The organism is Massilia sp. NP310, assembly GCF_019443485.1.
GTDB lineage: Bacteria > Pseudomonadota > Gammaproteobacteria > Burkholderiales > Burkholderiaceae_D > Telluria > Telluria timonae.
The window spans coordinates 2,310,862-2,335,779 of sequence record NZ_CP080379.1; the positions used below are offsets into that span (position 1 = coordinate 2,310,862).

Genomic DNA, 24,918 nt, shown 5'->3' on the forward strand with positions numbered 1-24,918 from the left:
AAGGCGGGAATCCAAGCTTGCACGCACTGATGCTGCGCCACGGGTATCGACTGCGCACGTTTACTTAGGTTCCCGCCTTCGCGGGAACGACGTTGCTGGTGATGTCAGCCCCGCAGCGCCGCTTCGAGGTCCGACAACTCGGCCGGCTTGACCAGGTGCGCGTCGAAGCCCGCCTCCTGGGCGCGGCGCCGGTCTTCGGGCGAGCCGTAGCCGGTGTGCGCCACCAGGCGGATGTGCGCCAGCGCCGGATTGCCCTTGATGCGGCGCGCGACCTGGTAGCCGTCCACGCCCGGCAGGCCGATGTCGAGCACGATCACCTGCGGCTTGTGGCGCAGCGCCAGCGCCTCGATCTCGCCGGCGTCGGCCGTGGTGACCGGCTGGTAGCCCATCTCGGCCAGCAGGAAGCCCATCATCTCCATGGCGTCGACGTTATCGTCCACCAGCAGCACGCGCATGCCGGATGCGTTGGCGTCTTCGGCTTCCTGCGGCGCGGCCACGGGCGCGCCGGACGCGGCGCGCAACAGCGGCAGTTCGATCGTGAAGGTGCTGCCCTGGCCGACGCCCGGGCTGGCCGCTTCCAGCCGGCCGCCATGCAGCTCGGCCAGGTGCGACACCAGCGACAGGCCGATGCCCAGCCCCTCCGGCGCGCGGTCCGGCGGCACCGCGGCCTGGGCGAACATGCCGAAGATGCGCGGCAAGTTGTCGGCATCGATGCCGATCCCGTTGTCGCGCACCGAGATGCGCACACGCTGGCCAGCGCCTTCGCCGCTCACTTCCACGCCGAGGGTGATCGCGCCGCCGGCCGGCGTGAACTTCGCCGCATTGTGCAGCAGGTTGCCGACCGACTGGGCCAGGCGCACCGGGTCGCCCGTCACCCACAGGTCTTCCTGCGGCTGGCGCACGTCCAGGCTGTGCTCGCGCGCGGCGATCAGCGGCGCCGCGGTCTCGATCGCCTGCGCGATGACGCCCTTCAGGTCGACCTCTTCGTTGCGCAGCACGATCTTACCTTCGGAGATGCGCGCTACGTCCAGCAAGTCGTCCACCAGGTGCGCCAGGTGGTCGACCTGGCGCGTGATCACGTCGCGCGCGCGCGCCTGGCGCTCGGCCGCGCCCTCGCCGCTGGCGCCCAGCAGGGCCGCCGCGTTACGGATCGGGCTCAGGGGATTGCGCAGCTCGTGCGCCAGGGTGGCCAGGAACTGGTTCTTGTTGCTGTCGGCGGTGCGCAGCAGCGCTTCCATTTCCTTGCGCGCCGTGATGTCGCTGCTCATGCGCGCCACCCGGTACACCTGGCCGCGGACGTCACGCACCGGGAACAGGCGGTCGCGCACCCAGCGCAGCTGGCCGTCGGCGCCATGGATGCGGAATTCCTCGTCGTAGTGGGGTTCCTCTGCCAGCCGCTCCCAGCGGCCGGCCAGGCGCGCGCGGTCGTCGGAATGCACGGCGTGGAGCCAGCCGGTCGGCTCCTCGCGCAGCGCCTCGGCGCTGCTGCCCCACACCGCGGCATAGGCCGGGCTGACGTAGACCAGCCGGCGGCCCGGCACCGAAAACATCCAGAACACGTCGTCGATATTGTCGGTCAGCTGGCGGAAGCGCTCTTCGCTGTCGCGCAGGTCGACCTGGATGCGGCGCATGCGCAGCAGCGCGTTGACGTTGGCGATCAGTTCATCCGCCTCGATCGGCGCCGCCAGGTAGTTGTCGGCGCCGCCCTCCAGGCCGCGGATCTTGTCGGCGCGGCCGGTCAGCGCGGCCGAGGTCTGCAGCACCAGCACGCTGCTGCTGTCCGATTCGGCCTTGATGCGGCGGCACACCTCGATGCCGTTGATGTCTGGGAGCTTGACGTCGAGCAGCACCAGCGCCGGCATGTGGCGCTTGACCATCTCGAGCGCGTCGGTGCCGTTGGCGGCTTCGATGACGTCGAAGCCGGCGCTCTGCAGGATGCGGGTCTTGGCGTAGCGGGCACCGTCGTTGTCGTCGACGTTGAGAATCTGGGTCGGATGACTATTCATGATGCGGTTCCATCAGGATCCATGGTCGCTTGGGGCGATATATTTGGCAATGTGTGTGGCGGCGTGCGCGGCAGGGTCAGCGTAAACGTCGTGCCCACGCCCAGCGTGCTCGATACGTCGACCCGGCCACCCAACAGGTCGGCCAGCTTGCGGCACAGCGGGAGGCCAAGTCCGGTGCCCTTGCTGCGGCGCTGCAAGGGGTTCTCGATCTGGCTGAACTCCTCGAAGATCAGCTGCAGGTTGTCGGGACTGATGCCGATGCCGGTGTCGGCCACCGCGAAGGCGATGGTGTCGGCTTCCGGATCGTGCGCGGCGAACACCAGCACCGAACCCTGCTCGGTGAACTTCAGCGCGTTCGAGATGAAGTTGCGCAGGATCTGCGAGATCTTGCCTTCGTCCGAATAAAACGGCTCTTCGATGCCGGACGGCTCGAAGATCAGTTCCACCCGCGCCTCGTCGACCAACGGGCGCAGCATGCCCTTGAGCGCGCGGAACAGGTTCTCGACCACCACCGGCTCGACGTGGGTCTCGACCCGCCCGGCCTCGATCTTGGCCAGGTCGAGCAGGTCGTTGACCAGTTCCGACAGGTCGCTGGCGGCATTGGCGATGAACGTCACCTGCCGTTCCTGTTCCTCGGTCAGGTCGCCGTCCATGCGGTCGAGCAGCAGCTGGGCCAGCGCGCGGATCGACGACAAGGGCGTCCTCAATTCGTGGCTGGTGTTGGACAGGAAGCGCGATTTCATTTCGTCGGCGCGGCGCAGGCGCTCGGCCTTGTCCTCGATCTCGGCGTACAGCGCCACGATGCCGCGGTTGGTGTCTTCCAGCTCGCGCGTCAGCGACAGCAGGTCGTCCTGGCGTTCGCGCAGCTCGGCCAGGGTGGCCAGCAATTCCTGGTTCTGCAGTTGCAGCTCGTGCACCGGGTTCGACACCGGGCTGTCGGCCAGGCGCGCGCCGATCTCGGCCAGGCGGGCCGAAGTGACGTGCTCGTGGCGCGGCAGCGCCTTGCGCACGGTGACGGTGGAGGCGCCGGCATCGCCCGGATCGACCTCGCAGGCATCCATCAGGCGGTGCGCGGTGATGATCGCCAGCTCGCGCAGCGACTCGGTTTCCGGCGCGTCGGCGCTGGGCGGGCGCGTTCCGCCGCTGACCAGCACCTCGAGGTGCTGGCGGCCTTCGTTCTCGCGCAGCTGGAACTGCGCGCGTCCGCCCGGTCCCTGGTGGCAGGCGCCGCGCGCCACTTCCGAGACGGCGGTGCCGATGCGCACCTGGTCCTGCTGCGAAAAGCCCAGCAGCGCCGAGATCTGGCGCGCGCGCTGGCGCACCAGCACCACGTCCTGGTCGCTGTCCAGGCCGACGCTCAGGATGCGCATGGCGCGGCTCATGCGCGCCCCGCCATGCGGCGCACCACCAGCACCATCGCGTCGTCGCGGCCGCGGATGTGGTCGCGCATCAGGATCGCCGCGATCAGCGCCGGGCTGCGGCCCTGCAGTCCCGGGTACTTGTCCAGGTCCCAGCGGGTTTCGATGCCGTCCGAATGCAGGATGCACAGCGCGCCGGGACCGAACGGCACCGCGAACTCCTGCACCTTGCGCACGTTGTGGCCGACGATGCCGTTGTGCGACACCAGCGCGCGGCGCGTCTCGTCGATCGCCACCGCGCCGATATTGCCGACGCCGGCGAAGCGCAGCTCGTCGGCCGCGAAATCGATGCGCGCGACCGCCAGCGCCGCGCCGCGCGTGGGCCGCAAGGCCTCGTGCGCCGCATGCACCAGCTCTCCCGCCGCGACCGGACCGCGCTCGTCCAGCGCCCGGATCGCCGCATTGGCCGCGCGCGCGGCGTCCGGACCGTGGCCCAGGCCGTCGGCCGCGAGCAGGGTCGCGCCGCCGCCGGCGCAGGCGACCGCCCAGCCGTCGCCGCACACGTCCTCGCCCCGGATCGGGCTCCACAGCGCGCCCACTTCGACCCCGCACGGGTCGGGGCCGGGCACGTCGCGCCACAGGCGCATGAAGAAGGCGGCGCCGTCGCCGCGCGTCGAATACACGTCGAATTCGTCGGACAGGCGGTGCAGCGCGCCCAGGCCGGTGCCGGCGGTGCCGGCGGTCGAGACGCCGTCGACGAGGCTGCTGGCCAGGTCGACGATGCCCGGCCCGCGGTCGAGCGCGAGCACGTCGACGCCGATGCCGGCGGGCGACTGCGCCGGGCCGACGTGGATCTGGCCTTCGCCGGCGTGCTTGAGGATATTGGTGGCTGCTTCGGTGATGATCAGGGCCAGCTGGCCGGCGCGGGTCTCGTTGAAACCCAGCGACTCGGCCAGCTTCTGTCCGGCGCGGCGCACGGCGGCGACGTCGCTGGCGTGGGATACGGCGAACACGTGCTGCGGTGACTGGGAACTGATCAGCGCTTCCATTTGACGATCAGCACCGCGGTGCCCTCCTTCGCACGGCTGTCGATGTCGAACTCGTCGACCAGGCGCTTGGAGCCGCCCAGGCCCAGGCCCAAACCGCCTCCGGTAGTAAAGCCATCGCGCAGGGCGCTGTCGATATCGGGAATGCCCTGCCCGGCATCGACGAACAGCAGGCCGATGCCCTTGCGCAGGCCGTCGTCGAGCGCGTCGAGGTGGACTTCGCCGCCGCCGCCGTACTTGATGGTGTTGCGCGCCAGTTCGCTGGCGGCCGTCACCAGCTTGGTCTGGTCGACCAGCGACAGCGCGAGCGCCACGGCGCGTTCGCGCACCTGCTTGCGCAGGCCCACCACGTCCTCGTCCGAACGCAGCGGCAGGGTCAACCGGCCGGTGCGCTGCTGGCGGTGATGATCGAGCAGATGCGTCTCGAACAGGACGGCATCGGTATGCGCGTCGACCATTATCTGTAGCTCTTTCCGAGCAGGGCCATGCCCTTCTCGACGTTCAGCGCGGTCTTCACGCCATGCAGCGTCAGGCCCAGCTCGACCAGGGTGATCGCCACCGCCGGCTGCATGCCGACCACCACGGTGCGGGCGTCGAGCACGCGCGCCATGGCGGCGGTGTTGCTGATCATGCGGCCGATGAAGGAGTCGACCAGGTCGAGCGCCGAGATGTCGATCAGGACGCCCTTGGCGCCGTCGCTCACGATGCGCTCGGTCAGGTCGTCCTGCAGCTGCATGGCGAGACGGTCATGCATGTCGACCTGGATCGTCACCAGGAGCAGGTCGCCCATGCGCAGGATCGGAATGCGTTCCATGGCGCTGGCCTCAGGCGTGCTTGATGGTGATCGACGCGCCGGTGCGCTCGAGCGCCACCAGGAAGGCGTCGGCCAGGGTGGCCTTGGTGATCACGTCTTCCAGGTTCACGCCCAGGTGCACGATGGTCTGCGCGATCTGCGGACGGATGCCGCTGATGATGCAGTCGGCGCCCATCAGGCGCGCGGCGGCGATGGTCTTCATCAGGTGCTGGGCCACCAGGGTGTCGACGGTCGGCACGCCGGTGATGTCGATGATCGCGATCATGGCGCCGGTGTCGACGATCTTTTGCAGGATGTTTTCCATCACCACCTGGGTGCGGGCCGAGTCCAGGGTGCCGATCAGCGGCAGCGCCAGGATGCCGTTCCACAGCTTGACCACCGGCGTGGACAGCTCCAGCAGCTCCTGCTGCTGGCGCACGATGATCTGGTCCTTGGTCTTCTGGAACACCTCGATGGTGTACAGGCCCAGCTTGTCGAGCAGGGTGTTGACGATCCACGATGCCGCGGCCAGGCCTTCGGCGTCGCCGGCGAATGCCGCCTGCAGGCGCGCGAACAGCGGCTGCTTGAGCGAGAACACGAAGGTGGCGGTCTCGCTCGGGGTCGAGCCCGACTTGGCGCGGGTCGACGAGATCTCGGCCAGCAGGTCGCGCAGTTCGTCCCACGAACGGTGGTCGATGTTTTCGAGTTCGCCGCCGCGGGTGGCAGTGGCGAAGGCTTTCAGGAAGTGGTTGCAGTGCGAACGCAGTTGTTCGCGCGCGGCGGCGTTGCTGCGCACGCTCAGCGCTTCGAGCTGGGAGAGCCATTCGGCGCCGATCGCGGCCTCCTGGTCCAGGATTGTCTGGCTGATGCGATCCGCGTAATCCTTCATGCTCATCTGTCTTATCCCTTGAAATGGTGATTGGCGCCGCGCCTGGGGCCGCTTTCCGCCGCCGGCGCGGACAAATTTCTGTTAAACATCCAACTATACCATTTTCATATAGAGCAATACGTGGCGCACGGTTGTCTATGGGATATTTTCACTGTTTCGGCGAAAAAACGCGCGCACGAATGGCAAAGAAGCCCGCGCGGGTCGCGCGCGATGCGTCCATTCATATAAAACCGGCAACAAAAGCAGCGTCAGGACGGTCGACGACAATACCCCGCCAATCACCACCGTGGCCAACGGCCGCTGGACCTCGGCCCCGGTGCCGACCGCCAGCGCCATCGGCACGAAGCCGAGCGAGGCGACCAGCGCCGTCATCAAGACCGGCCGCAGGCGCGCCAGCGCCCCCTGGCGCACCGCGTCCGGCAGCGCCATGCCGTCCTGGCGCAGGCTGCGGATGAAGGAAATCAGCACCAGGCCGTTGAGCACGGCCACTCCGGACAAGGCGATGAAGCCGACCGCCGCCGAAATCGACAACGGGATGCCGCGCGCCCACAGGGCCGCCACGCCGCCGGCCAGGGCGAACGGGATGCCGGTGAACACCAGCAAGCCGTCGCGCACATTGTTGAACACCAGGTAGAGCAGGACGAACACCAGCAGCAGCGAGGCCGGCACGATCAGGCGCAGGCGCTCGGCGGCCTGGGTGAGGTGCTCGAACTGGCCGCCCCAGGCGATCCAGTAGCCGGGCGCGATGCGCACCTCCCGGGCGATGCGCTCCCGGGCCTCGGCCACAAAAGATCCGATGTCGCGCCCGCGCACGTTGGCGCTGACCACCACCCGGCGCTTGCCCTGCTCGCGACTGAGCTGGTTGGGGCCGGGCGCCACCTCGAAGCTGGCGATCTCGCCCAGGGCGATGAAGCTGCGCATGCCTTCAGCACTGCCGGGCAGCGCCACCGGCAGCCGGCGCAGCGCGTCGATATCTCCGCGCACGGCTTCCGGCAGGCGCACCACGATGTCGAAGCGGCGGTCGCCCTCGAACAGGGTGCCGGCGGCGCGGCCGGCGGTGGCGGTGGCGATCATTTCCTGCACGTCGCCGATGTTCAGGCCCATCCTCGCGGTGCGCTCGCGGTCGACCCGGATCTGCAGCATCGGCAGGCCGCTGGTCTGCTCCACCTGCACCTCGCTGGCGCCCGGCACCCGGCGCAGGGCGGCGGCGATCTCGCCCGCGGTGGCGCCAAGCACGTCCAGGTCGTCGCCGAACAATTTGACGGCGACGTCGCTGCGCACGCCCGAGATCAGTTCGTTCACGCGCAGCTGGATCGGCTGGCTGAATTCGTAGTTGTTGCCGGGCAGGCCTTCGAGCGTCGCGCGGATCGCGCTTTCGACTTCGGCGCGCGAACGCCTGGGCTTGGGCCACTCCTTCTCGGGCTTGAAGATGATGTAGCTGTCGGCCACGCTGGGCGGCATCGGGTCGGACGCGATCTCGGCAGTGCCGATGCGGGCGAACACGCGCGCGATCTCGGGGAACTCGCTCTTCAAGACGGTCTCGATCTGCTGCTGCATCCTGACCGACTGGGTCAGGCTCGTGCCCGGCACCCGCATCGTCAGCACCGCCATGTCGCCCTCGTCGAGATTCGGCGCGAACTCCGTCCCCAGGCGCGTGGCCATCAGGGCGGCCAGCGCGATCACCACGCCCGCGAACACCAGCATCACGGCGCGGTTGGCCAGCGCATAGTCGAGCGCCGGCGCATACCAGCGGCGCGCCGCGCCCATCACGCGGCTTTCCTTTTCCTCGACCGAGCGGCCGATGAACAGCGCCACGGCGGCCGGCACGAAGGTTACCGACAGGATCATCGCGCCCAGCAGCGCGAACACCACGGTGAAGGCCATCGGGTGGAACATCTTGCCCTCGATGCCGGTCAGGGCGAAGATCGGCAGGTAGACGATCATGATGATCAGCTGGCCGTAGATGAGCGGCCGGCGCGCCTCGCGCGCCGCCTCGAACACCTCCGCAAAGCGCTCCTCGCGCGTGAGGATGCGCCCCAGCCGGTGCTGGGCGGCGGCCAGGCGCCGCACGCAGTTCTCGACGATCACCACGGCGCCGTCGACGATGATGCCGAAGTCCAATGCCCCCAGGCTGAGCAGGTTGGCGCTGACCTGGTTAGCCACCATGCCGCTGAAGGTGAACAGCATCGACAAGGGGATCACCATGGCGGTGAGCAGCGCCGCGCGCAAGTTCCCAAGAAAGAAGAACAGCACCGCCACCACCAGGATCGCGCCCTCGACCAGGTTCTTGCGCACCGTGGCGATGGCCCGCTCGACCAGGACGGTTCTATCGTAGACCGTGACGGCCTTGACGCCCTTCGGCAGGCTGCGGTTGATCTCGAGCATGCGCGCGTCGACCGCTTTCGACACCGCGCGGCTGTTCTCGCCGATCAGCATCACCACGGTGCCGAGCACCACCTCCACGCCATTCTCGGTGGCGGCGCCGGTGCGCAGCTCCTGACCGATCGTCACCTCGGCCACGTCGCGCACCCGCACCGGGATGCCGCGGATGCTGGTGACGACGATATTGCCGATGTCGTCGATCGACGCGGCCTGGCCCGGCGCGCGCACCAGGTACTGCTCGCCTTCGCGCTCGATGTAGCCGGCGCCGACGTTGCTGTTGTTGCGCTCCAAAGCGTTCACGATATTGGCCAGTTCAAGGCCATACGACGACAGCGTGGCCGTGTTCGGGGCCACCAGGTATTCCTTGTCGAAGCCGCCGATCGAATTGATCTCGGTGACGCCCGGCACGGTGCGCAGCTGCGGCTTGATGATCCAGTCCTGGATCTCGCGCAGGTCAGTGGGCGTATAGGGCGTGCCGTCCGGCTTCTTCGCGCCCGGTTCGGTCTCCACGGTCCACTGGTAGATCTCGGACAGGCCGGTCGCGATCGGACCCAGGGTCGGGACGACCCCGGCGGGCAGCCCTTCGCGCGCATCCTGCAGGCGCTGGCTGACCAGCTGGCGCGCGAAGTGGATGTCGGTGCCCTCCTCGAACACCACCGTCACCTGCGACAGGCCGTAGCGCGACAGCGAGCGGAACTGTTCAAGATTCGGCAGGCCCGACAGCACCGCCTCGACCGGATAGGTGATGCGCTGCTCGGTTTCGAGCGGCGAGTAGCCCGGCGCCGCGGTATTGATCTGGACCTGGACGTTGGTCACGTCCGGCACCGCGTCGATCGGCAGCCGGCCATAGTTGTAGACGCCGATGCCGGCCATCGCCAGCACGGCCAGCATCACCAGCCAGCGGCGCGCGATCGCAGTCGCGATCAGGCGGTCGAACAGGGTCGATGGTTTGATCAAAGGTTTGGTCGAGTTCTCAATGTTCATGGCTGCCCTCCGCCTTGCCCTGCTCCGCCTTGACCGCGAAGCTGCCGGCGCCCGCGTAAGCCTCGCCCGCACGCAGGCCGGCCGTGATTTCGACGAAGCGCCCATCCGAGCGGCCGGTGGCCACCGGCTGCGCGACAAATCCTTCCTTGACCCGCTTGTAGACAACTTGCCGCCCATCCGCCGTCTGGATCGCCTCGCGCGATACCGCCACCGGCACGTCGTTCGATCCGGTGACGATGTCGATGTTCACCGCCAGCCCCGGCCGCCAGGCCGCGCCCGGGTTGTCGAGCACCACCCGCGCCTTGGCCGAGCGCGATTCCTCGCCCACCAGCGAGCTGACGTAGGACACCTTGCCCGGCGCCGTCGTGTTGGAGGCAATCGAGCGAATGACGGCATCGGTGCCGACCCGGACGATCTCGAGGTCGCGCGCCGGCACCACCACGTCGGCCCATACGGTCGACAGGTCGGTGAGGGTGAACACGCGGGTATCGGCGCCGACGACTTCACCCATCGTGATATGTTTTTCGACGATCACGCCGTCGAACGGCGCCCGGATTCTGAGGAGGTTGGACGAGCCGGCGTCAACGGCGCCGAGCGCCTGCAGCTGCTGGCGCGCGCTCTGGACGGCGATCTGCGCCTCGTTCAGTTCCTGCTCGGCGCGCAGCAAGTCCTGGCGGGGCGAGATCTGCTCTTCCCACAGCATTTTTTCGGACGCATGGACCTTGCGCGCGTATTCCAGCCGGCGCTCGGCCGCCGCCAGCGCGCCGCGTTGTCCCGCCACTTCGGCGCTGGCGACGCTGGCCAGGACCTGGTCCTTGCGCACCTGCTGGCCGAGCGTGGCATTGACCTCGCTGACCGCCCCGGCGGCGCGCGGCGTCACGTGGGCGGTGCGGTCTTCGTTGAGCGCGATCTGGCCCGGCATGCGGATGAAGGTGTCCAGGTGGACCGGGCCGGCGGTGGCGATCGTGATGCCGGCCACGCCGACCTGCTGGTCGGTGAAGCGGATCACGCCGTCGTCCGCGTGCCCTTCTTGACCGTGCTCGTCCGCGTGTTCCCGTTCCTCTTGATGACCGTGTTCCTCGACACCGGCTGGGGAGCGGTCGCGCACCAGCACGATGGCGGCGATCAGAATGGCGATCGCCAGCATGATGGCGATGACCTTGCTTTGCTGCTTGTTCATGGATTCTCCTGGACGGCTGCGTGTCCCAGCAGCCGTGCGATATCGGCCGCCGCGCGATGACTCTCCGCGACGGCGTTCAGGTATTGGTTCTTCGATTGCGCCAGCACGCGCTGGGCATCCAGCACGTCGATCAGGCCGAACTTGCCGAGCTCGAAGCCGCGGTTGGCGGCGCGCTCGGCGTCTTCTGCGCCGGACAATATCTCGGTCGAGATCAGCGCGCATTCGGCCAGCGCCGCCGTGAGCCGCGCATGGGCCTGCGCCAGCTCGGCGCGCAGGCGCACGCCTTCGGCGTCTTGCTGGTCGCGCGCCTTGTCGACCCGGCGCAGCGCATCGAGCACGGCGCCGTCGTTGCGGTTGAACAGCGGCAGCGGCACCGACAGGCCGAGCACTGCGCGGTTGCGGGTATCCGGCCCTTCGCGCTGGGCGCCGACGATCACGTTGACGTCGGGCGTGCGACGCGCGCGTTCGAGCCGGGCCAGCGCCTCGCGCTGGCCGACCTGGGCGCGCGCATGGCGCATCGCCGGCGATCGGTCGAGTTGCGCCAGCAGCTGGTCCAGCGGCGGCGCCGGGGGCAACGCGGCGGTCTGCGGCGCATGGATGCTCAACTGGCGCGCGTCGCCGCCCCACAGGGCAGCCAGGCGGATGCGCGCGCCTTCCAGGTCGCGCCCCGCCTGCAGCGCCTCGATCCGGGCGCTGCCCTGGGCCACGCGGGCGCGGGTCTCCTCGACCGGAGACAAGGTCCCAGCCTCGACCCGCTTGCCGGCGGCGGCCAGCGCGCGACCGGCAAGCTCCACCAGTTCGCGGGCCATGCGTTCACGCTCCTGGGCCGCGACGACGTCGTGGAAGGCGGCGGCGGCATCGGCGCGGACCTTGTCCCGTTCCGCTTCCAGTGCGATGGCGGCAAGCGCGCCTTCCTGGCGCGCCGCCTCGACCCGCGCGGCGCGCTTGCCGCCCAGTTCGATGGGGATGTTCAGGGTGGCGGTCATGGTGCGGCTATCACCGCCCTCGCCTTCGCGCAGCAGCTCGAGCTCGGGATTGGGCAGCGCCCCGGCCTGGGCCAGCGCGCCCTCTTGCGCCGCCACTTCGCTGCCGGCCGCGCGCAGGGTCGGATTGGCGCGCAGCGCCAGGTCGATGGCCGCTTCCAGGGTCAATGGTGCCGACCATGCCGCGGCCGAAGCGCTGGCAAACCCGCAGGCGAGCGCGAGCGCCGCCAGCAGCGGTGTCAAACGATGTTTCATGATGATGCTCCGAACGGGTGGATGTCCGGCGGGGCAAGCGATGCGCCGCACGAGGCGACGCCGATGAGGTTCCCGCCGCCTTAGGCGCGGCGCGGCCGGTCTGGCGGAGGAATCAGGTCGGGAACGTGGGAAACGTAGCGCCGCAATTCGCCGCGCATGTGCGGGGCGCCCTTGGGCAAGGGGAGATTGGGTTGCGCGGACAGGACCGCGCTGGCCGACAGGTGGTGGCAGGCGTCGCAATCGTCGCAATGCTCGTCCCGGGTTCCATCATCCTGATCCTGGTTGCTCGATGGCGGATGCTTGTGGACGTGGTGCCCCGGATGCATGGTCTGTTCGTCATGACTGCAATACGGAGCGCCGGCGGCCCAGGCGGCCTGGAGTGGCATCATGAGCAGCAGGAGGATCAGGATCAGGCGTCGCATTGCGTCAGGGTGGTCAGGTAGCGCAGGGCCGGTCGGCCAATTTTTGCTACCAGCTATTAAATACCCTGTAGCCGCTACAGGGTCAAGCACATTCGTGCAGTTCGCTGCGATTCCCGCATATCGCGTAAGGGAATCGGTCCGCCATTCACGCCGGTGCGTACACCTCCTGCAGCACCCCGATGAAGGCGCGCAGCGCCGCCGGCACGTGGCGATGACCGGGATAGTACAGCGCAAGCTCGGACGACGGCTGGCACCAGTCCTGCAGCAAGGGCACCAGGCGACCTTCCTGCAAATGATCGCGCACGGTCGTGTCCGGCACGTAGGCGATCCCTCGTCCCGCCAGCGCGGCTTCGGCCATCAGCCCGACCTGGTTCAGGATCAAGGCGCCCGGCACGTCCAGCGCGAACGCCTGGCCATGGCGCGCGAATTCCCAGCGATAGATCTTCCCGCTCTGCATGCGCATGCGGATGCACTGGTGCTGCCGCAGATCGTCGGGCGTCTGCGGCGTGCCGCGCGCCGCCAGGTAAGCGGGCGATGCGACCGGCATGAAACGCACCGGCGCGCCGAATGGCGCGACATGCATGTCGTGCTTCGTCGGCCGCCTTGCGAAAGCTGCGGCGATGGACGATGGCCACGAAGGCGCGCAGGCTGTCGAGGTCGGGCTGGGGCATTGATGGCGATCCTTCACTAATGCATACGGGATTGGAGTCGTCAGCAATGCGGCCTATGGCCTGTTCGGCGCGGCCGAAGAGCTGACCGTCGCGCAGGTCAAGCGCCAGCTCGATACCAATCTGCTCGGATCGATCGGGCTGATCCGCGCCGCCCTGCCCCATCTGCGCAAGCAAGGTGGCGGACGGGTGATCCAGGTGTCGTCCGAGGGCGGCCAGATGGCTTATCCGAACTTCAGCGTGTATCACGCCACCAAATGGGGGATCGAAGGTTTCGTGGAATCGGTGGCGCAGGAAGTCGCGCCGTTCGGGATCGAATTCACGCTGGCCGAGCCAGGGCCGACGCCGACCAATTTCGCCGCCGGCCTCGATGCCGCGCCGGCGATGGACGAGTATGCCGATACGCCGTCGGGCGGGGTGCGGCGCGCGCTGGCCGACGGCAGTTTCAAGCTCACGGGCGACCCGGTGCGGATGGTGGAGATCATGATCGACTCGGCCGATCAGGCGCCGGCGCCGCGCAGAATTACCTTGGGCTCGACTGCGTACGAGTCGATTCATGCGGCGCTGACCGATCGTCTGGCGCGGCTGACGGCGCAAAAGGAGCTGGCCGTGAGTGCGAATCTGGACGCATGACGACGCGATATCCTGTGATGGCCCGCAGACGACTGCACGCCTGGCCAGTCACTCTTCGACGGACGGGACCAATCGCAGCTGTTGAATACGGCCTGTCTTCTTGTCCGTCACGAATATCAGCAAGTATCCCTTGCCGTATTCGCTCTCGACATTGGACGGACCAACGAAATAGGCGAGGTTTTCGTCATAATCGGCATATCCCGTCGATTGCCCCAGCAGTGCCCTGACCTGGTCTGCGCTGAGTTCTTTCACCGGGTGCTGGCGCAGGAAGGAAGCCAGCATCCGGCCACGCCCCAGCCGATCCGCGGCGGCCCATGCCTTCGGCGTGAACTCGTCATTGCCGAAGGCCCGGCTTTGTTCTTCCACAGACCTTTGCGTGCAACCTTGCAGGAAAAGGATGGTCAGCACGAGGACGGCTGAGGTTCGCATCGTCACTTCACCTGCAGGGTCTTGAGTTGGCCAGTTTTCAACGCTGCCATACAGCGCCGGCTGAGCGCCTCGTTCGTTTGCTTCGACGCACCAATATTCAAGCCGATGCTGTTGTTATGCAAATCCATCGCACGTTCCTTCGGCGGGTTCCTTAGGGACGATTCATGCGCCGTCGTGTAGAGGCGCGCTTTGGTAATTCCGATATCGCGTGCCAGTTGAGCAGACCACAAGCAGTGGCGAAAAGCGTCCGAATGGTCGTTATGGCCGCTGATCGAAAACAGCCGCCTGGCCTCACTCTGTGCAAATTCGCGCGCCCTCATGATGACAGGCACGTGATGCGGATGCGATCGCAAGTAAGCTCGCTCTTGCTCCGTGAGCTGATTGAACAACGCAAGGGCTGACTGTATCGGCATGGTTTCTCCGGAAGCAGAAAAAGTCAGGTTCCATTATTCTCGGGTCCGCATGTTGCAGATTGGGCGTGCGCAATACTGAACGCTGAATGAAAAAACCGCCAGGCTCACGCACTGGCGGTTTTTTCATCGAGCGGCGAACCGCTCACTTGCTTGCAGCTTGATTACTGCGCCGCGCCTTCGACCGGATCAGCCGCCTTCATCGACAGCTTCAGACGACCGCGCTCGTCGGTCTCGAGGACCTTGACGCGCACTTGCTGGCCTTCTTTCAGGTAGTCGGCCACGGCGTTGACGCGCTCGTTGGCGATCTGCGAGATGTGCAGCAGGCCATCTTTACCAGGCATGACTTGCACGATCGCGCCGAAGTCCAGCAGCTTGAGCACGGTGCCGTCGTAGGTCTTGCCCACTTCGACCGATGCGGTCAGCTCTTCGATGCGGCGCTTGGCTTCCTGGCCGGCGGCGGCGTCGACCGACGCGATGGTCACGATGCCTTCGTCGGTGATGTCGATCTGGGTGCCGGTCTCTTCGGTCAGCGCGCGGATGACGGCGCCGCCCTTGCCGATCACGTCACGGATCTTTTCCGGGTTGATGCGGATGGTGATCAGGCGCGGTGCGAAGTCCGACAGCTCGGTCTTCACGGTCGGCATGGCCTTCTGCATCTCGGCCAGGATGTGCTGGCGGCCATCCTTGGCCTGGGCCAGCGCCACCTGCATGATTTCCTTGGTGATGCCCTGGATCTTGATGTCCATCTGCAGCGCGGTGATGCCTTGCGCGGTGCCGGCCACCTTGAAGTCCATGTCGCCCAGGTGGTCTTCGTCACCCAGGATGTCGGTCAGGACCGCGAACTTGCCGCCTTCCTTGATCAGGCCCATGGCGATGCCGGCCACGTGCGCTTTCATCGGCACGCCGGCGTCCATCAGCGCCAGGCAGCCGCCGCAGACCGACGCCATCGACGACGAGCCGTTCGATTCGGTGATTTCCGACACCAGGCGCACCGAGTAGCTGAAGTCTTCTGGGTTGGGCAGTGCGGCGACCAGCGCGCGCTTGGCCAGGCGGCCGTGGCCGACTTCGCGGCGCTTCGGGGTGCCCACGCGACCGGTTTCGCCGGTGGCGAACGGAGGCATGTTGTAGTGCATCATGAAGTCGTCGGTGTACTCGCCCATCAGCGCGTCGATCTTCTGGCTGTCGCGGGCGGTGCCGAGGGTGGCGACCACCAGTGCCTGGGTTTCGCCGCGGGTGAACAGGGCCGAGCCGTGGGTGCGCGGCAGGACGCTCGAGCGGATCGAGATCGGACGCACGGTGCGGGTGTCGCGGCCGTCGATGCGTGGCTCGCCGTCCAGGATCTGCGAACGCACGACCTTGGCTTCCATGTCGAACAGGATGTTGCCGACGTCGCCAGCATCGGCGGCGATGCCTTGCGCCGACAGCTCGGCCATCACTTCCGACGACAGCGACTTCAGCTTCTGCTGGCGGGCCGACTTTTCGCGGGTCTGGTAGGCGTCACGGATCTTGGCGCCGGCCAGTTCGCCGACGCGGGCGATCAGTTCTTCGTTCTTTGGCGCCGGCGCCCATTCGACTTCCGGCTTGCCGCCTTCGGCGACCAGGTCGTGGATCGCGTCGATCACGGCCTTCATTTGCTCGTGGCCGAACACGACCGCGCCGAGCATGACTTCTTCGGACAGTTGCTGGGCTTCCGATTCCACCATCAGGACGGCGGTTTCGGTGCCTGCCACGACCAGGTCCATCTGCGAGGTCTTCAGCTCGGTGGTGGTCGGGTTCAGGATGTACTGGCCGTTCGCGTAGCCGACGCGCGCGGCGCCGATCGGACCGGCGAACGGGATGCCGGCGATGCACAGGGCGGCCGAGGCGCCGATCATCGATGGGATGTCCGGATCGATTTCAGGGTTGACCGACAGCACGTGGATGATGACCTGGACTTCGTTCAGGTAGCCTTCCGGGAACAGCGGGCGGATCGGACGGTCGATCAGGCGCGAGGTCAGCGTTTCTTTTTCGGAAGGACGGCCTTCACGCTTGAAGAAACCGCCAGGGATCTTACCCGCAGCGTACGTTTTCTCCATGTAGTCGACGGTCAGCGGGAAGAAATCCTGGCCCGGCTTGGCGTCTTTTTTGGCAACGACGGTTGCCAGAATGACGGTATCCTCGACCGACACGACGACGGCGCCGCTGGCCTGGCGCGCGATTTCACCCGTCTCCAGGGTGACCGTGTGTTGACCGTACTGGAAGGTTTTCGTAACTTTATTAAACATTGGGTAATCCCTTTCATTTTACCGACAGATTTTCAGGAGCTGTCGTTCACCTCTCACCACGGGCCATCAAGAAATGGCCTTGTAACAAACAACAAGACAGCAAAAACGAAAAATGCCCGCGTCAGACAACTGGCGCAGGCATTTTTGACTAAACCGTCTGAAGCAAGAACTTGCGATTACTTACGCAGGCCCAGCTTGGCGATCAGGTCGCGATAACGATTCAGGTCCTTGTTCTTCAGGTAAGCCAGCAGGCTCTTACGGCGGTTGACCATCATGATCAGGCCACGACGCGAGTGGTGATCCTTCTGGTGTGCCTTGAAGTGGCCGTTCAGTTCGTTGATGCGTGCGGTCAGCAGTGCGACCTGGACTTCCGGCGAACCGGTATCGTTCTGGCCACGTGCGTTGTCCGCGATGATTGCGGCTTTGTTGATGTTTTCAACCGACATGATGTTACCTTTCACATGCGGTGCAAGAGTCGGAACCCCAGGCACCGTGATTTATCAAATAGCTGTCCGGATTGGACAGACCCGCCAGTATAGTGCAAAACGGCGGCTCGAACCAGTGTTTGCTATCCTTCTTCCGCGGTTGGACAGGGCTACCGCTTGCTGGCAAGCTCGACACAGGTGAGAAAAATGAACAAGATAAACATATTTACAACACTGACCGCCTTGCTGCTGGCCGGCTGCGCCATGCGCACGGCGCCGACTCCGGGCGACCCGCTGGACGTGGTGCAGTCCAAGATGGGCACGCCGACGGCGGTGTACACCGACGGCGCGGCGCGCACCCTCGAATACGCCACCGGCCCGATGGGCCAGTACACCTGGATGGCGCACCTGGGCCCGGATGGCCGCCTGACCTCGTATGAACAAGTCCTGACGAGCGAGAAGTTCGCCACCGTCAGGATCGACCAGGCGACCAAGGACGACATGCTGCGCACCTTCGGCCATCCGGCCGAGGTTTCGCGCGTCGCCATGCGCGACTACGAGGTGTGGTCGTATCGCTACAAGGAAGCCGGCGTGTGGAACTCGCTGATGCACGTCCACTTCGACGGGCAAGGCGTGGTGCGCCAGATGATGAATGCGTCGGATCCCATGTACAACCCACAGGATCGCGGCATCTGGTGAACACGATGATCAAATTAACTCCACTCATCGCCGCACTGCTGCTGACGGCATGCGCCATGCACACGCCGCCGAACCCGGGCGACACGCAGGACGTGGTCCAGGCCAAGCTGGGAATGCCAACCGCAATGTATGCCGATGGCGCATCCCGTACTCTCGAGTACGCCACCGGCCCCATGGGCCAGTTCACCTGGATGGCGCACCTCGGCCCCGATGGCCGCCTGCTCTCCTACGAGCAGGTGCTCACGAGCGAGAAATTTGCCACGATTAAAATTGGCCAGGCGACCAAGGACCAGGTGCTGCGCACCATCGGCCGCCCCGCCGAGCGATCGCAGGTCGCCATGAAGAATTATGAAGTCTGGTCCTATCGCTACAAGGAAGCCGGCGTCTGGAATTCGCTCATGCACGTCCACTTCGACGGGCAAGGCGTCGTGCGCCAGATGATGAATGCGCCCGATCCGATGTACGAACCGCGCGACCGCTTCGGTTTTTAGGCCTTACCTTGCCGGCGCGGCACGGCGGCCACCGTCGCTGCGCACGAAATCCTCGACCGCGTCCAGGCTCGGCGCCAGGCGGCGCAGCGTGGACGACAGCGTGGCGACCAGGGTGGCGTGGTTGACGTTGTCGTAGTACACCTCGCGCACGGGCACGCCGGCACTACGCATCCTGGCCGCGAGCATGCCGGTATTGCGTTCCGGGTTCACCGTCGTGTCGTTGCGGGCGGCGATCAGCAGCGCCGGAGGCGCCCCGGCCGTGACGTGAGCGACCGGCTGCGAGTCGGCCGGCGTATCGGGATAGTGGAACACCGGACGCGTGGTCTCATTCTCGACGGGCAAGAAGTTATACGGACCCGCCATACCGATCCAGCCGCGCAGGATGTCCGGGCTGCGCCCCTGTTCGCGCAGCCAGCGTGGATCGAGCGCCAGCATCGCCGCGTTATAGGCGCCCGCGCTATGTCCCATGAGAAACAGGCGTTTCGGATCGCCGCCATAGGCCGCGATCCGGCGTTCGGTCCAGACGACGGCGCGCGCGCCATCATGCAAAAAGTCGGGATAGCTGGCCTGCGGATACAGGCGATAATCGGGAATCACCACCACGAATCCGCGCTTGGCCAGCGAACGGCCGACGAAGGCATAATCGTCGCGCTCTCCACTGACCCAATTGCCGCCGTAGAAGAAGACGATCACCGGCGCCTTGCCTGCGCCAGACGCGGGCCGGTAGATGGACAGCACGTGGCGCGGGTCGGGACCGAAGGCCGCCGTCGCGACCGAACGCGCCGTCCCGCCCGGCGACACCACATTGACCAGGGTGAGCGGCGAACAGGCGCTCAGGGCGCCGGCCAGGACCAGGACGGCCAGCGCCAGCGCCGCGCCAGCGAGCGTCTTCGTCGAAAGAAAACGGCCGCTATGCACCGGCATGTCAGCGACGGATATCGTCCGGCTCGTCGTCGAGCGGGATGATGCTGACCGGCTTGCCCTTCGCCTTGCGCCAGACATACACGGCATAGCCCGACAGGCCATACACCACGAAGATCGGCCACAGCACCTTGGGCGGATCGATCGCCAGCAGCGCCAGCACCAGCGCGATCAGGAACACCGCGATGAACGGCACCGACTTCCTGAAATTGATGTCTTTAAAACTGTAGAACGGCACGTTGGACACCATGGTCAGGCCGGCGAACACGGCGATACACCACGACACCCAATCCACCTTGCGCGCGCTGACGCTGATGTCGGGGTCGATCATCATCATGATGAAACCGATCACCAGTGCGGCGGCGGCCGGGCTCGGCAAGCCCTGGAAGAAGCGCTTGTCCACCACCTGGATATTGGTGTTGAAGCGCGCCAGGCGCAACGCCGCGCAGGCGCAGTAGATGAAGGCCGCGATCCAGCCCAGCTTGCCCAGGCCGCGCAGCGACCATTCATAGATTACCAGCGCCGGCGCGGCGCCGAACGAGACCATGTCGGCCAGGCTGTCAAACTGCGCGCCGAACTCGGACTGGGTATTGGTCAGGCGCGCGATGCGCCCGTCCAGGCCGTCGAGGATCATGGCGATGAACACGGCCCAGCAGGCATGCTCGAAACGCTGGTTCATCGCCATGACGATGGCATAGAAGCCGCAGAACAGGGCCGCGGTGGTGAAGGCGTTGGGCAGGAGATAAATGCCGCGGCCACGTTCGCCGACCTGGCGGTCTTCCGCGCGGCGGCCGAAACGCTTTTTCAGGCGGGAGAATCGTGGACCCTTTGGCGTTGTCCCTGGTGTTCTTCTTCGTGGAAAGGTTGGCATAAGGAATCGTATTCAAGGTAGTCGCCGAGCGACAGTTCCCCCACATTATAGAGGTGGGGACACGTGTTAGCGAAACACTACGCTAACCCGACTGGCGATTGCCTGGCGCTTACTTGAACTCAGCCGTCCTTTACTTGAACTTGACCTTGCCCACGACGCGCATCTGCAGTGTGGTTTCGCCTGGTTCGAAGCTCGGTTCGGACATCTCGTCGGCCATCTCGCGCTTAGCGCTGCGCATCATCATGGCCTGCGGCGCGGCGGCATCGCCCGCGTAGTTGCCCGAGCCTTCGAAGTCGACCGTGTCGAGCACGGCGTCGGTCGGCTGGCGGCCCATGGCCTTGGCGATCGAGACGATGCGCTCGTTCAGGTTGCGGTAGGTCGCAGCGATGCGCTGGTCGTCCAGGCGCTTCTCGAGCTCGGGGCTCAAACCGAAGTTGACGCCATTGATCTGCAGCACCTTCTGGGCGGCGGCGGCGGTCTTCGGCAGCGCGGCCAGGTTGGTGGTCTTCACTTCCAGGTACTGGCCGACGCGCCAGGCGATCGGCACCGGCTTGACCGGTTGCTGCGTGGTGCGGCCGACCGGCTGCGGCGGCACTTCCGGATAGACCGGGTAGGTGTAGTAGCCCTGGGTCTTGAGTTCGGCATTCGGATCGGCGCGGCGCACGATCTCGGTGCCCTCCTTCATCTTGCGGTTGACGCGATCGGCGGCGGCGTTCTTGTCCTTGTCATGCTCTTCGACGGCGAAGACGACGGTGGCCTGGTCGTTGGCGTGCTTGACTTCGCCAAAGGCGGGGACCACGACCATGGTGCCGCTGGTAGCCGGCGACGGCAGGTTTTGCGCGTGGGCGGCGCTGAAGGCGAGGACCAGGGCGGCGACGACGAAGGATTTAGAAACGGCCATTTATTGTTCTCCTATAAGTTGCGACAGATGTCTGACAGCACTTATACGATACCAATCGCCAGGATTCCATCGTGATTTTGTAATGGACAGTTGCAAATAAGTAGGTTTGGGGAAGGATTTGTAACAGCCGCAGCCAAAATAAAAGCGGGGTCAGGTCTGACATTCAGACACGACCCCAGCCATGGAAACGCTTAAAGTCGAGACCGTGTCCGAATGTCAGACCTGACCCTCGCTTTACTCCAGGAACATCAGTTCTTCGACTGATCCACCAGCTTGTTCTTGGCGATCCACGGCATCATGCCGCGCAGCTTGGCGCCGACTTCTTCGATCTGGTGCTCCGCGGTCAGGCGGCGGCGCGAGATCAGGGTCGGGGCGCCGGCCTTGTTTTCCAGGATGAAGCTCTTGGCGTATTCGCCGGTCTGGATGTCCTTCAGGCACTGGCGCATTGCGTTCTTGGTGTCTTCGGTCACGATGCGCGGGCCGGTCACGTACTCGCCATATTCCGCGTTGTTCGAGATCGAGTAGTTCATGTTAGCGATGCCGCCTTCGTAGATCAGGTCGACGATCAGCTTCAGTTCGTGCAGGCACTCGAAATACGCCATTTCGGGCGCGTAGCCGGCTTCGGTCAGGGTTTCGAAGCCCGCCTTGATCAGCTCGACGGCGCCGCCGCACAGCACGGCCTGCTCGCCGAACAGGTCGGTCTCGGTCTCTTCGCGGAAGTTGGTCTCGATGATGCCGGCGCGGCCGCCGCCGTTGGCCATGGCATACGACAGCGCGATGTCGCGCGCCGCGCCCGATTTGTCCTGGTAGACGGCGACCAGGTGCGGCACGCCGCCTCCTTGCGTATAGGTGCCGCGCACGGTGTGGCCCGGGGCCTTCGGCGCGACCATGATCACGTCGAGGTCGGCGCGCGGCACCACTTGGCCGTAGTGCACGTTGAAACCGTGGGCGAAGGCCAGCACGGCGCCCTGCTTGGCGTTCGGCGCGACGTTCTTGTTGTAGACCTCGGCGATGTTTTCGTCCGGCAGCAGGATCATGATGACGTCGGCGGCCTTGACCGCCTCGTCGACCTCGGCGACCTTCAGCCCGGCCTGCTCGACCTTGTTCCACGAAGCGCCGCCGCGGCGCAGGCCGACGGTGACGTTGACGCCCGATTCAGAGAGGTTCTGGGCGTGGGCGTGGCCTTGCGAGCCGTAGCCGATGATGGCGACGTTCTTGCCTTTGATGAGGGAGAGGTCGCAGTCTTTGTCGTAGAAAACTTTCATTTGGGTATCCTGTATATAAGTAATGTAGTGGTGTTCGGGCGTAACGCGTCGGCGGCCGAGCCGCCAACCCTACGTCGTTTATTCAGCGTTTTTCTTGTCAGACTTTGAGGATGCGTTCGCCGCGTCCGATGCCCGAGCCGCCGGTGCGGACCGTCTCGAGGATGGAAGCCCGGTCGATCGAGTCGATGAAGGCGTCCAGCTTCGACTTGGCGCCGGTGAGCTCGATCGTGTAGGTCTTTTCGGTGACATCGATGATGCGGCCGCGGAAGATGTCGGCGGTGCGCTTCATTTCTTCGCGCTCCTTGCCGACCGCGCGCACCTTGATCAGCATGAGCTCGCGCTCGATGTGCTGGCCTTCGGTCAGGTCGACCACCTTCACCACCTCGATCAGGCGGTTCAGGTGCTTGGTGATCTGCTCGATGATGTCGTCCGAACCCGAGGTGACGATCGTCATGCGCGACAGGGTCGCGTCTTCGGTCGGGGCCACGGTCAGCGTTTCGATGTTGTAGCCGCGCGCCGAGAACAGGCCGACCACGCGCGACAGCGCGCCGGCTTCGTTCTCCAGGAGGACAGAGATAATGTGTCGCATCACAGGTCCTCCGAGCCGAGCAGCATCTCGTTCAGGCCACGGCCCGCCTTGACCATCGGCCAGACGTTCTCGCTCTGGTCGGTGATGAAGTTCATGAAGACCAGGCGGTCCTTCATGGCGAACGCTTCGCGCAGCGAACCCTCGACGTCGCCCGGCTTTTCGATGCGCATGCCGACGTGGCCATAGGCCTCGGCCAGCTTCTCGAAATCGGGCAGCGAATCCATGTACGACTCGGAATAGCGCGAACCGTAGTCGATCTGCTGCCACTGGCGCACCATGCCCAGGAAGCGGTTGTTGAGCAGGATGATCTTCGGCGTCAGGTGGTATTGCTTGCAGGTGGCAAGCTCCTGGATGCACATCTGGATCGAACCCTCGCCGGTGACGCAGGCCACCGTCGCATCCGGATTGGCCATCTGCACGCCCATCGCATACGGCAGGCCGACGCCCATCGTGCCCAGGCCGCCGGAGTTGATCCAGCGCCGCGGCTTGTCGAAGGCGTAGTACTGCGCGGCCCACATCTGGTGCTGGCCCACGTCGGAAGTGATGAAGGCGTCGCCATCCGTCACGCGGTGCAACTGCTCGATCACCGCCTGCGGCTTGATGACCGTATCGGAGGTCGGATACTTGAGGCAGTCGCGACCACGCCATTCGGCGATCTGTTTCCACCAGCCCTGCAAGGCATTGGTATTGGTCTGGACATTGCCCGCGTCGAGCTGCGACAGCAGTTCGACCAGCACGTCCTTGACGTTGCCGACGATCGGGATGTCGACCCGCACCCGCTTCGAGATCGACGAAGGATCGATGTCGATGTGGATGATCTTGCGCGGATTCGAGGCGAAATGCTTCGGATTGCCGATCACGCGGTCGTCGAAGCGGGAACCGATGGCGATCAGGACGTCGCAGTGCTGCATCGCCATGTTCGCTTCATAGGTGCCGTGCATGCCCGGCATGCCGACGAAATGCGGATCGGAAGAGCGCGATCCGCCCAGGCCCATCAGCGTGTTCGTGATCGGGAAACCGGTTTTCTCGACCAGGCGGTTCAGTTCGTCCGAGGCATTGGCCAGGATCACGCCGCCGCCCGCATAGATCATCGGGCGCTCGGCGTTCTGCAGCAGCTGGACCGCCTTGCGGATCTGGCCGGCATGGCCCTTGTCGACCGGACGGTACGAGCGCATCTCGATCTCGCGCGGGTACTCGTACAGGCATTTATTGACCGTGATGTCCTTCGGGATATCGACCAGCACGGGGCCGGGACGGCCGGTGCGGGCGATGAAGAAGGCTTTCTTGATGGTCGAGGCCAGCTCGCGCACGTCCTTGACCAGGAAGTTGTGCTTGACCACCGGACGCGTGATGCCGACGGTATCGCATTCCTGGAAAGCATCCTGGCCGATCGCGTGGCTGGGCACCTGGCCCGAGATCACGACCATCGGAATCGAATCCATATACGCGGTGGACAGGCCGGTGACGGCATTGGTGACGCCGGGGCCGGAGGTGACCAGGGCGACGCCCACGGTGTTCGAGCTGCGCGAATAGGCGTCGGCGGCGTGCACCGCGGCCTGTTCGTGGCGAACGAGGACGTGCTGGAATTTATCCTGGTTGAAGATGGCGTCGTAGATATAGAGGACCGCGCCGCCCGGGTAACCGAAGACGTGCTTGACGCCCTCTTCTGCCAGACAACGGACCACTATCTCAGCGCCCGTGATCGGGACTGCTGAATCGTTACTCATGTACATTCCTTTCAAAACCCAATGGGAGATTGATCGGATGCCCGTTCCTAACGATATGCGTCTTTGCGCGACAACCCTCAGGCTTGACTACTTTCTGCGTGCACGTCGATGTTTCGGACACCGTAGGGTCCTTACGCACCGGCGCTGGGCGCAACTCGTTGAGCGTGAGTGTTTGTAGCGGTCTTACGCATCTCTCGCGCTTGTGGCGCGGGTCGGAGCAAACTGCCTACAAATGAAAGCGTGTCACAACCGGACTGGGCCTTGTGTGCCGACTCCGGATGACGTAAAAGCCTTGGGGATGCAAAGCGTGAGAGACACCTTACC

The 24,918-nt window shown here is 65.6% G+C and carries 24 protein-coding genes; 3 read left to right on the plus strand and 21 right to left on the minus strand.

Translation table 11 applies throughout. The annotated features are described in order from the left end of the window. Nucleotides 1-104 precede the first annotated feature (104 nt). The 11 genes from KY496_RS10000 to KY496_RS10050 all read right to left on the minus strand — a co-directional run bounded on the left by KY496_RS10000 (nt 105) and on the right by KY496_RS10050 (nt 12,986). Complete coding sequence (locus KY496_RS10000; protein WP_219864636.1) at nt 105-2,006, minus strand: response regulator; 1,902 nt, start codon at nt 2,004-2,006, stop codon at nt 105-107. Beyond that, a complete protein-coding gene (locus KY496_RS10005) occupies nt 2,003-3,388 on the minus strand; it encodes a sensor histidine kinase (RefSeq protein ID WP_219864637.1) in 1,386 nt (461 codons plus the stop codon). The genes KY496_RS10000 and KY496_RS10005 overlap by 4 nt, the downstream gene beginning before the upstream one ends. Then, nucleotides 3,385-4,413, minus strand: a complete 1,029-nt coding sequence (locus KY496_RS10010; RefSeq protein WP_219864638.1) for an ATP-binding protein — start codon at nt 4,411-4,413, stop codon at nt 3,385-3,387. The genes KY496_RS10005 and KY496_RS10010 overlap by 4 nt, the downstream gene beginning before the upstream one ends. Beyond that, nucleotides 4,401-4,868, minus strand: a complete 468-nt coding sequence (locus tag KY496_RS10015) for an anti-sigma regulatory factor (RefSeq protein WP_184239411.1) — start codon at nt 4,866-4,868, stop codon at nt 4,401-4,403. Before KY496_RS10015 ends, KY496_RS10010 begins: the two co-directional genes overlap by 13 nt. Continuing rightward, entirely contained in the window at nt 4,868-5,224 is a 357-nt protein-coding gene (locus KY496_RS10020; RefSeq protein ID WP_005666383.1) for an STAS domain-containing protein, read from the minus strand. The genes KY496_RS10015 and KY496_RS10020 overlap by 1 nt, the downstream gene beginning before the upstream one ends. 10 nt (nt 5,225-5,234) lie before the next feature. After that, nucleotides 5,235-6,098: an STAS domain-containing protein gene (locus KY496_RS10025; protein ID WP_219864639.1), complete on the minus strand. Its 864-nt coding sequence runs from the start codon at nt 6,096-6,098 to the stop codon at nt 5,235-5,237. Nucleotides 6,099-6,227: 129 nt separating this feature from the next. Then, a complete protein-coding gene (locus KY496_RS10030; protein ID WP_219865093.1) occupies nt 6,228-9,413 on the minus strand; it encodes an efflux RND transporter permease subunit in 3,186 nt (1,061 codons plus the stop codon). A gap of 34 nt (nt 9,414-9,447) precedes the next feature. Then, nucleotides 9,448-10,638, minus strand: a complete 1,191-nt coding sequence (locus tag KY496_RS10035; RefSeq protein ID WP_219864640.1) for an efflux RND transporter periplasmic adaptor subunit — start codon at nt 10,636-10,638, stop codon at nt 9,448-9,450. Then, entirely contained in the window at nt 10,635-11,876 is a 1,242-nt protein-coding gene (locus KY496_RS10040) for a TolC family protein (protein ID WP_219864641.1), read from the minus strand. The genes KY496_RS10035 and KY496_RS10040 overlap by 4 nt, the downstream gene beginning before the upstream one ends. Nucleotides 11,877-11,956: 80 nt before the next feature. After that, nucleotides 11,957-12,298: a DUF2946 family protein gene (locus KY496_RS10045; RefSeq protein ID WP_005666373.1), complete on the minus strand. Its 342-nt coding sequence runs from the start codon at nt 12,296-12,298 to the stop codon at nt 11,957-11,959. Nucleotides 12,299-12,443: 145 nt separating this feature from the next. After that, on the minus strand, nt 12,444-12,986 hold the full coding sequence (locus tag KY496_RS10050; protein ID WP_267877519.1) for a LysR substrate-binding domain-containing protein: 543 nt from the start codon (nt 12,984-12,986) through the stop codon (nt 12,444-12,446). A 13-nt stretch (nt 12,987-12,999) separates the two neighbouring features. On the opposite strand from KY496_RS10050, the gene KY496_RS10055 reads away from it, so the two are divergent. Continuing rightward, nucleotides 13,000-13,599 (plus strand): SDR family oxidoreductase, encoded by a 600-nt coding sequence (locus KY496_RS10055; protein WP_219865094.1) that lies wholly within the window; start codon nt 13,000-13,002, stop codon nt 13,597-13,599. Nucleotides 13,600-13,647: 48 nt separating this feature from the next. Here KY496_RS10055 and KY496_RS10060 read toward each other — a convergent pair whose 3' ends face one another. From KY496_RS10060 to rpsO, 4 genes are all read right to left on the minus strand, one after another. Further along, complete coding sequence (locus tag KY496_RS10060) at nt 13,648-14,028, minus strand: hypothetical protein (protein ID WP_219864643.1); 381 nt, start codon at nt 14,026-14,028, stop codon at nt 13,648-13,650. 2 nt (nt 14,029-14,030) lie between these two features. After that, nucleotides 14,031-14,441 (minus strand): hypothetical protein, encoded by a 411-nt coding sequence (locus tag KY496_RS10065; RefSeq protein WP_005666367.1) that lies wholly within the window; start codon nt 14,439-14,441, stop codon nt 14,031-14,033. A 161-nt stretch (nt 14,442-14,602) separates the two neighbouring features. Then, nucleotides 14,603-16,705, minus strand: a complete 2,103-nt coding sequence (gene pnp, locus KY496_RS10070; protein ID WP_005666366.1) for a polyribonucleotide nucleotidyltransferase — start codon at nt 16,703-16,705, stop codon at nt 14,603-14,605. Between the two features lie 176 nt (nt 16,706-16,881). Next, a complete protein-coding gene (gene rpsO / locus KY496_RS10075) occupies nt 16,882-17,151 on the minus strand; it encodes a 30S ribosomal protein S15 (RefSeq protein ID WP_005666365.1) in 270 nt (89 codons plus the stop codon). 186 nt (nt 17,152-17,337) lie between these two features. On the opposite strand from rpsO, the gene KY496_RS10080 reads away from it, so the two are divergent. Together KY496_RS10080 and bamE are read left to right on the plus strand one after the other, a co-directional pair. Next, on the plus strand, nt 17,338-17,829 hold the full coding sequence (locus tag KY496_RS10080; RefSeq protein ID WP_219864644.1) for a hypothetical protein: 492 nt from the start codon (nt 17,338-17,340) through the stop codon (nt 17,827-17,829). A 5-nt stretch (nt 17,830-17,834) separates the two neighbouring features. Next, the gene (gene bamE, locus KY496_RS10085; RefSeq protein ID WP_219864645.1) at nt 17,835-18,320 is read left to right on the plus strand and encodes an outer membrane protein assembly factor BamE; all 486 of its coding nucleotides are present in this window, start codon (nt 17,835-17,837) and stop codon (nt 18,318-18,320) included. A 3-nt stretch (nt 18,321-18,323) separates the two neighbouring features. Here the strand turns inward: bamE and KY496_RS10090 are convergent, their stop codons facing one another. From KY496_RS10090 to KY496_RS10115, 6 genes are all read right to left on the minus strand, one after another. Then, entirely contained in the window at nt 18,324-19,244 is a 921-nt protein-coding gene (locus KY496_RS10090) for an alpha/beta hydrolase (RefSeq protein WP_219864646.1), read from the minus strand. A gap of 1 nt (nt 19,245) precedes the next feature. After that, nucleotides 19,246-20,112, minus strand: a complete 867-nt coding sequence (pssA, locus tag KY496_RS10095; protein WP_005666359.1) for a CDP-diacylglycerol--serine O-phosphatidyltransferase — start codon at nt 20,110-20,112, stop codon at nt 19,246-19,248. A gap of 130 nt (nt 20,113-20,242) precedes the next feature. Beyond that, nucleotides 20,243-21,013, minus strand: coding sequence for an SIMPL domain-containing protein (locus tag KY496_RS10100; protein ID WP_219864647.1), 771 nt, complete (start codon nt 21,011-21,013; stop codon nt 20,243-20,245). Nucleotides 21,014-21,261: 248 nt separating this feature from the next. Next, nucleotides 21,262-22,278 (minus strand): ketol-acid reductoisomerase, encoded by a 1,017-nt coding sequence (gene ilvC / locus KY496_RS10105; RefSeq protein ID WP_005666356.1) that lies wholly within the window; start codon nt 22,276-22,278, stop codon nt 21,262-21,264. A gap of 97 nt (nt 22,279-22,375) precedes the next feature. After that, nucleotides 22,376-22,867 (minus strand): acetolactate synthase small subunit, encoded by a 492-nt coding sequence (gene ilvN, locus KY496_RS10110; protein WP_005666354.1) that lies wholly within the window; start codon nt 22,865-22,867, stop codon nt 22,376-22,378. Continuing rightward, the gene (locus tag KY496_RS10115; protein ID WP_219864648.1) at nt 22,867-24,594 is read right to left on the minus strand and encodes an acetolactate synthase 3 catalytic subunit; all 1,728 of its coding nucleotides are present in this window, start codon (nt 24,592-24,594) and stop codon (nt 22,867-22,869) included. The genes ilvN and KY496_RS10115 overlap by 1 nt, the downstream gene beginning before the upstream one ends. Nucleotides 24,595-24,918: the final 324 nt, after the last annotated feature.

What these genes read in the sequence shown, in the direction of transcription:
- pssA (WP_005666359.1), bottom strand. Translation starts at nt 20,112, where the DNA reads ATGCCAACCTTTCCACGAAGAAGAACACCAGGGACAACGCCAAAGGGT.
- KY496_RS10035 (WP_219864640.1), bottom strand. Translation starts at nt 10,638, where the DNA reads ATGAACAAGCAGCAAAGCAAGGTCATCGCCATCATGCTGGCGATCGCC.
- KY496_RS10080 (WP_219864644.1), top strand. Translation starts at nt 17,338, where the DNA reads ATGAACAAGATAAACATATTTACAACACTGACCGCCTTGCTGCTGGCC.
- KY496_RS10000 (WP_219864636.1), bottom strand. Translation starts at nt 2,006, where the DNA reads ATGAATAGTCATCCGACCCAGATTCTCAACGTCGACGACAACGACGGT.
- KY496_RS10015 (WP_184239411.1), bottom strand. Translation starts at nt 4,868, where the DNA reads ATGGTCGACGCGCATACCGATGCCGTCCTGTTCGAGACGCATCTGCTC.
- KY496_RS10115 (WP_219864648.1), bottom strand. Translation starts at nt 24,594, where the DNA reads ATGAGTAACGATTCAGCAGTCCCGATCACGGGCGCTGAGATAGTGGTC.
- bamE (WP_219864645.1), top strand. Translation starts at nt 17,835, where the DNA reads ATGATCAAATTAACTCCACTCATCGCCGCACTGCTGCTGACGGCATGC.
- rpsO (WP_005666365.1), bottom strand. Translation starts at nt 17,151, where the DNA reads ATGTCGGTTGAAAACATCAACAAAGCCGCAATCATCGCGGACAACGCA.
- pnp (WP_005666366.1), bottom strand. Translation starts at nt 16,705, where the DNA reads ATGTTTAATAAAGTTACGAAAACCTTCCAGTACGGTCAACACACGGTC.
- KY496_RS10060 (WP_219864643.1), bottom strand. Translation starts at nt 14,028, where the DNA reads ATGCGAACCTCAGCCGTCCTCGTGCTGACCATCCTTTTCCTGCAAGGT.
- KY496_RS10100 (WP_219864647.1), bottom strand. Translation starts at nt 21,013, where the DNA reads ATGGCCGTTTCTAAATCCTTCGTCGTCGCCGCCCTGGTCCTCGCCTTC.
- ilvN (WP_005666354.1), bottom strand. Translation starts at nt 22,867, where the DNA reads ATGCGACACATTATCTCTGTCCTCCTGGAGAACGAAGCCGGCGCGCTG.
- KY496_RS10040 (WP_219864641.1), bottom strand. Translation starts at nt 11,876, where the DNA reads ATGAAACATCGTTTGACACCGCTGCTGGCGGCGCTCGCGCTCGCCTGC.
- KY496_RS10005 (WP_219864637.1), bottom strand. Translation starts at nt 3,388, where the DNA reads ATGAGCCGCGCCATGCGCATCCTGAGCGTCGGCCTGGACAGCGACCAG.
- KY496_RS10010 (WP_219864638.1), bottom strand. Translation starts at nt 4,413, where the DNA reads ATGGAAGCGCTGATCAGTTCCCAGTCACCGCAGCACGTGTTCGCCGTA.
- KY496_RS10020 (WP_005666383.1), bottom strand. Translation starts at nt 5,224, where the DNA reads ATGGAACGCATTCCGATCCTGCGCATGGGCGACCTGCTCCTGGTGACG.
- ilvC (WP_005666356.1), bottom strand. Translation starts at nt 22,278, where the DNA reads ATGAAAGTTTTCTACGACAAAGACTGCGACCTCTCCCTCATCAAAGGC.
- KY496_RS10045 (WP_005666373.1), bottom strand. Translation starts at nt 12,298, where the DNA reads ATGCGACGCCTGATCCTGATCCTCCTGCTGCTCATGATGCCACTCCAG.
- KY496_RS10025 (WP_219864639.1), bottom strand. Translation starts at nt 6,098, where the DNA reads ATGAGCATGAAGGATTACGCGGATCGCATCAGCCAGACAATCCTGGAC.
- KY496_RS10090 (WP_219864646.1), bottom strand. Translation starts at nt 19,244, where the DNA reads ATGCCGGTGCATAGCGGCCGTTTTCTTTCGACGAAGACGCTCGCTGGC.
- KY496_RS10065 (WP_005666367.1), bottom strand. Translation starts at nt 14,441, where the DNA reads ATGCCGATACAGTCAGCCCTTGCGTTGTTCAATCAGCTCACGGAGCAA.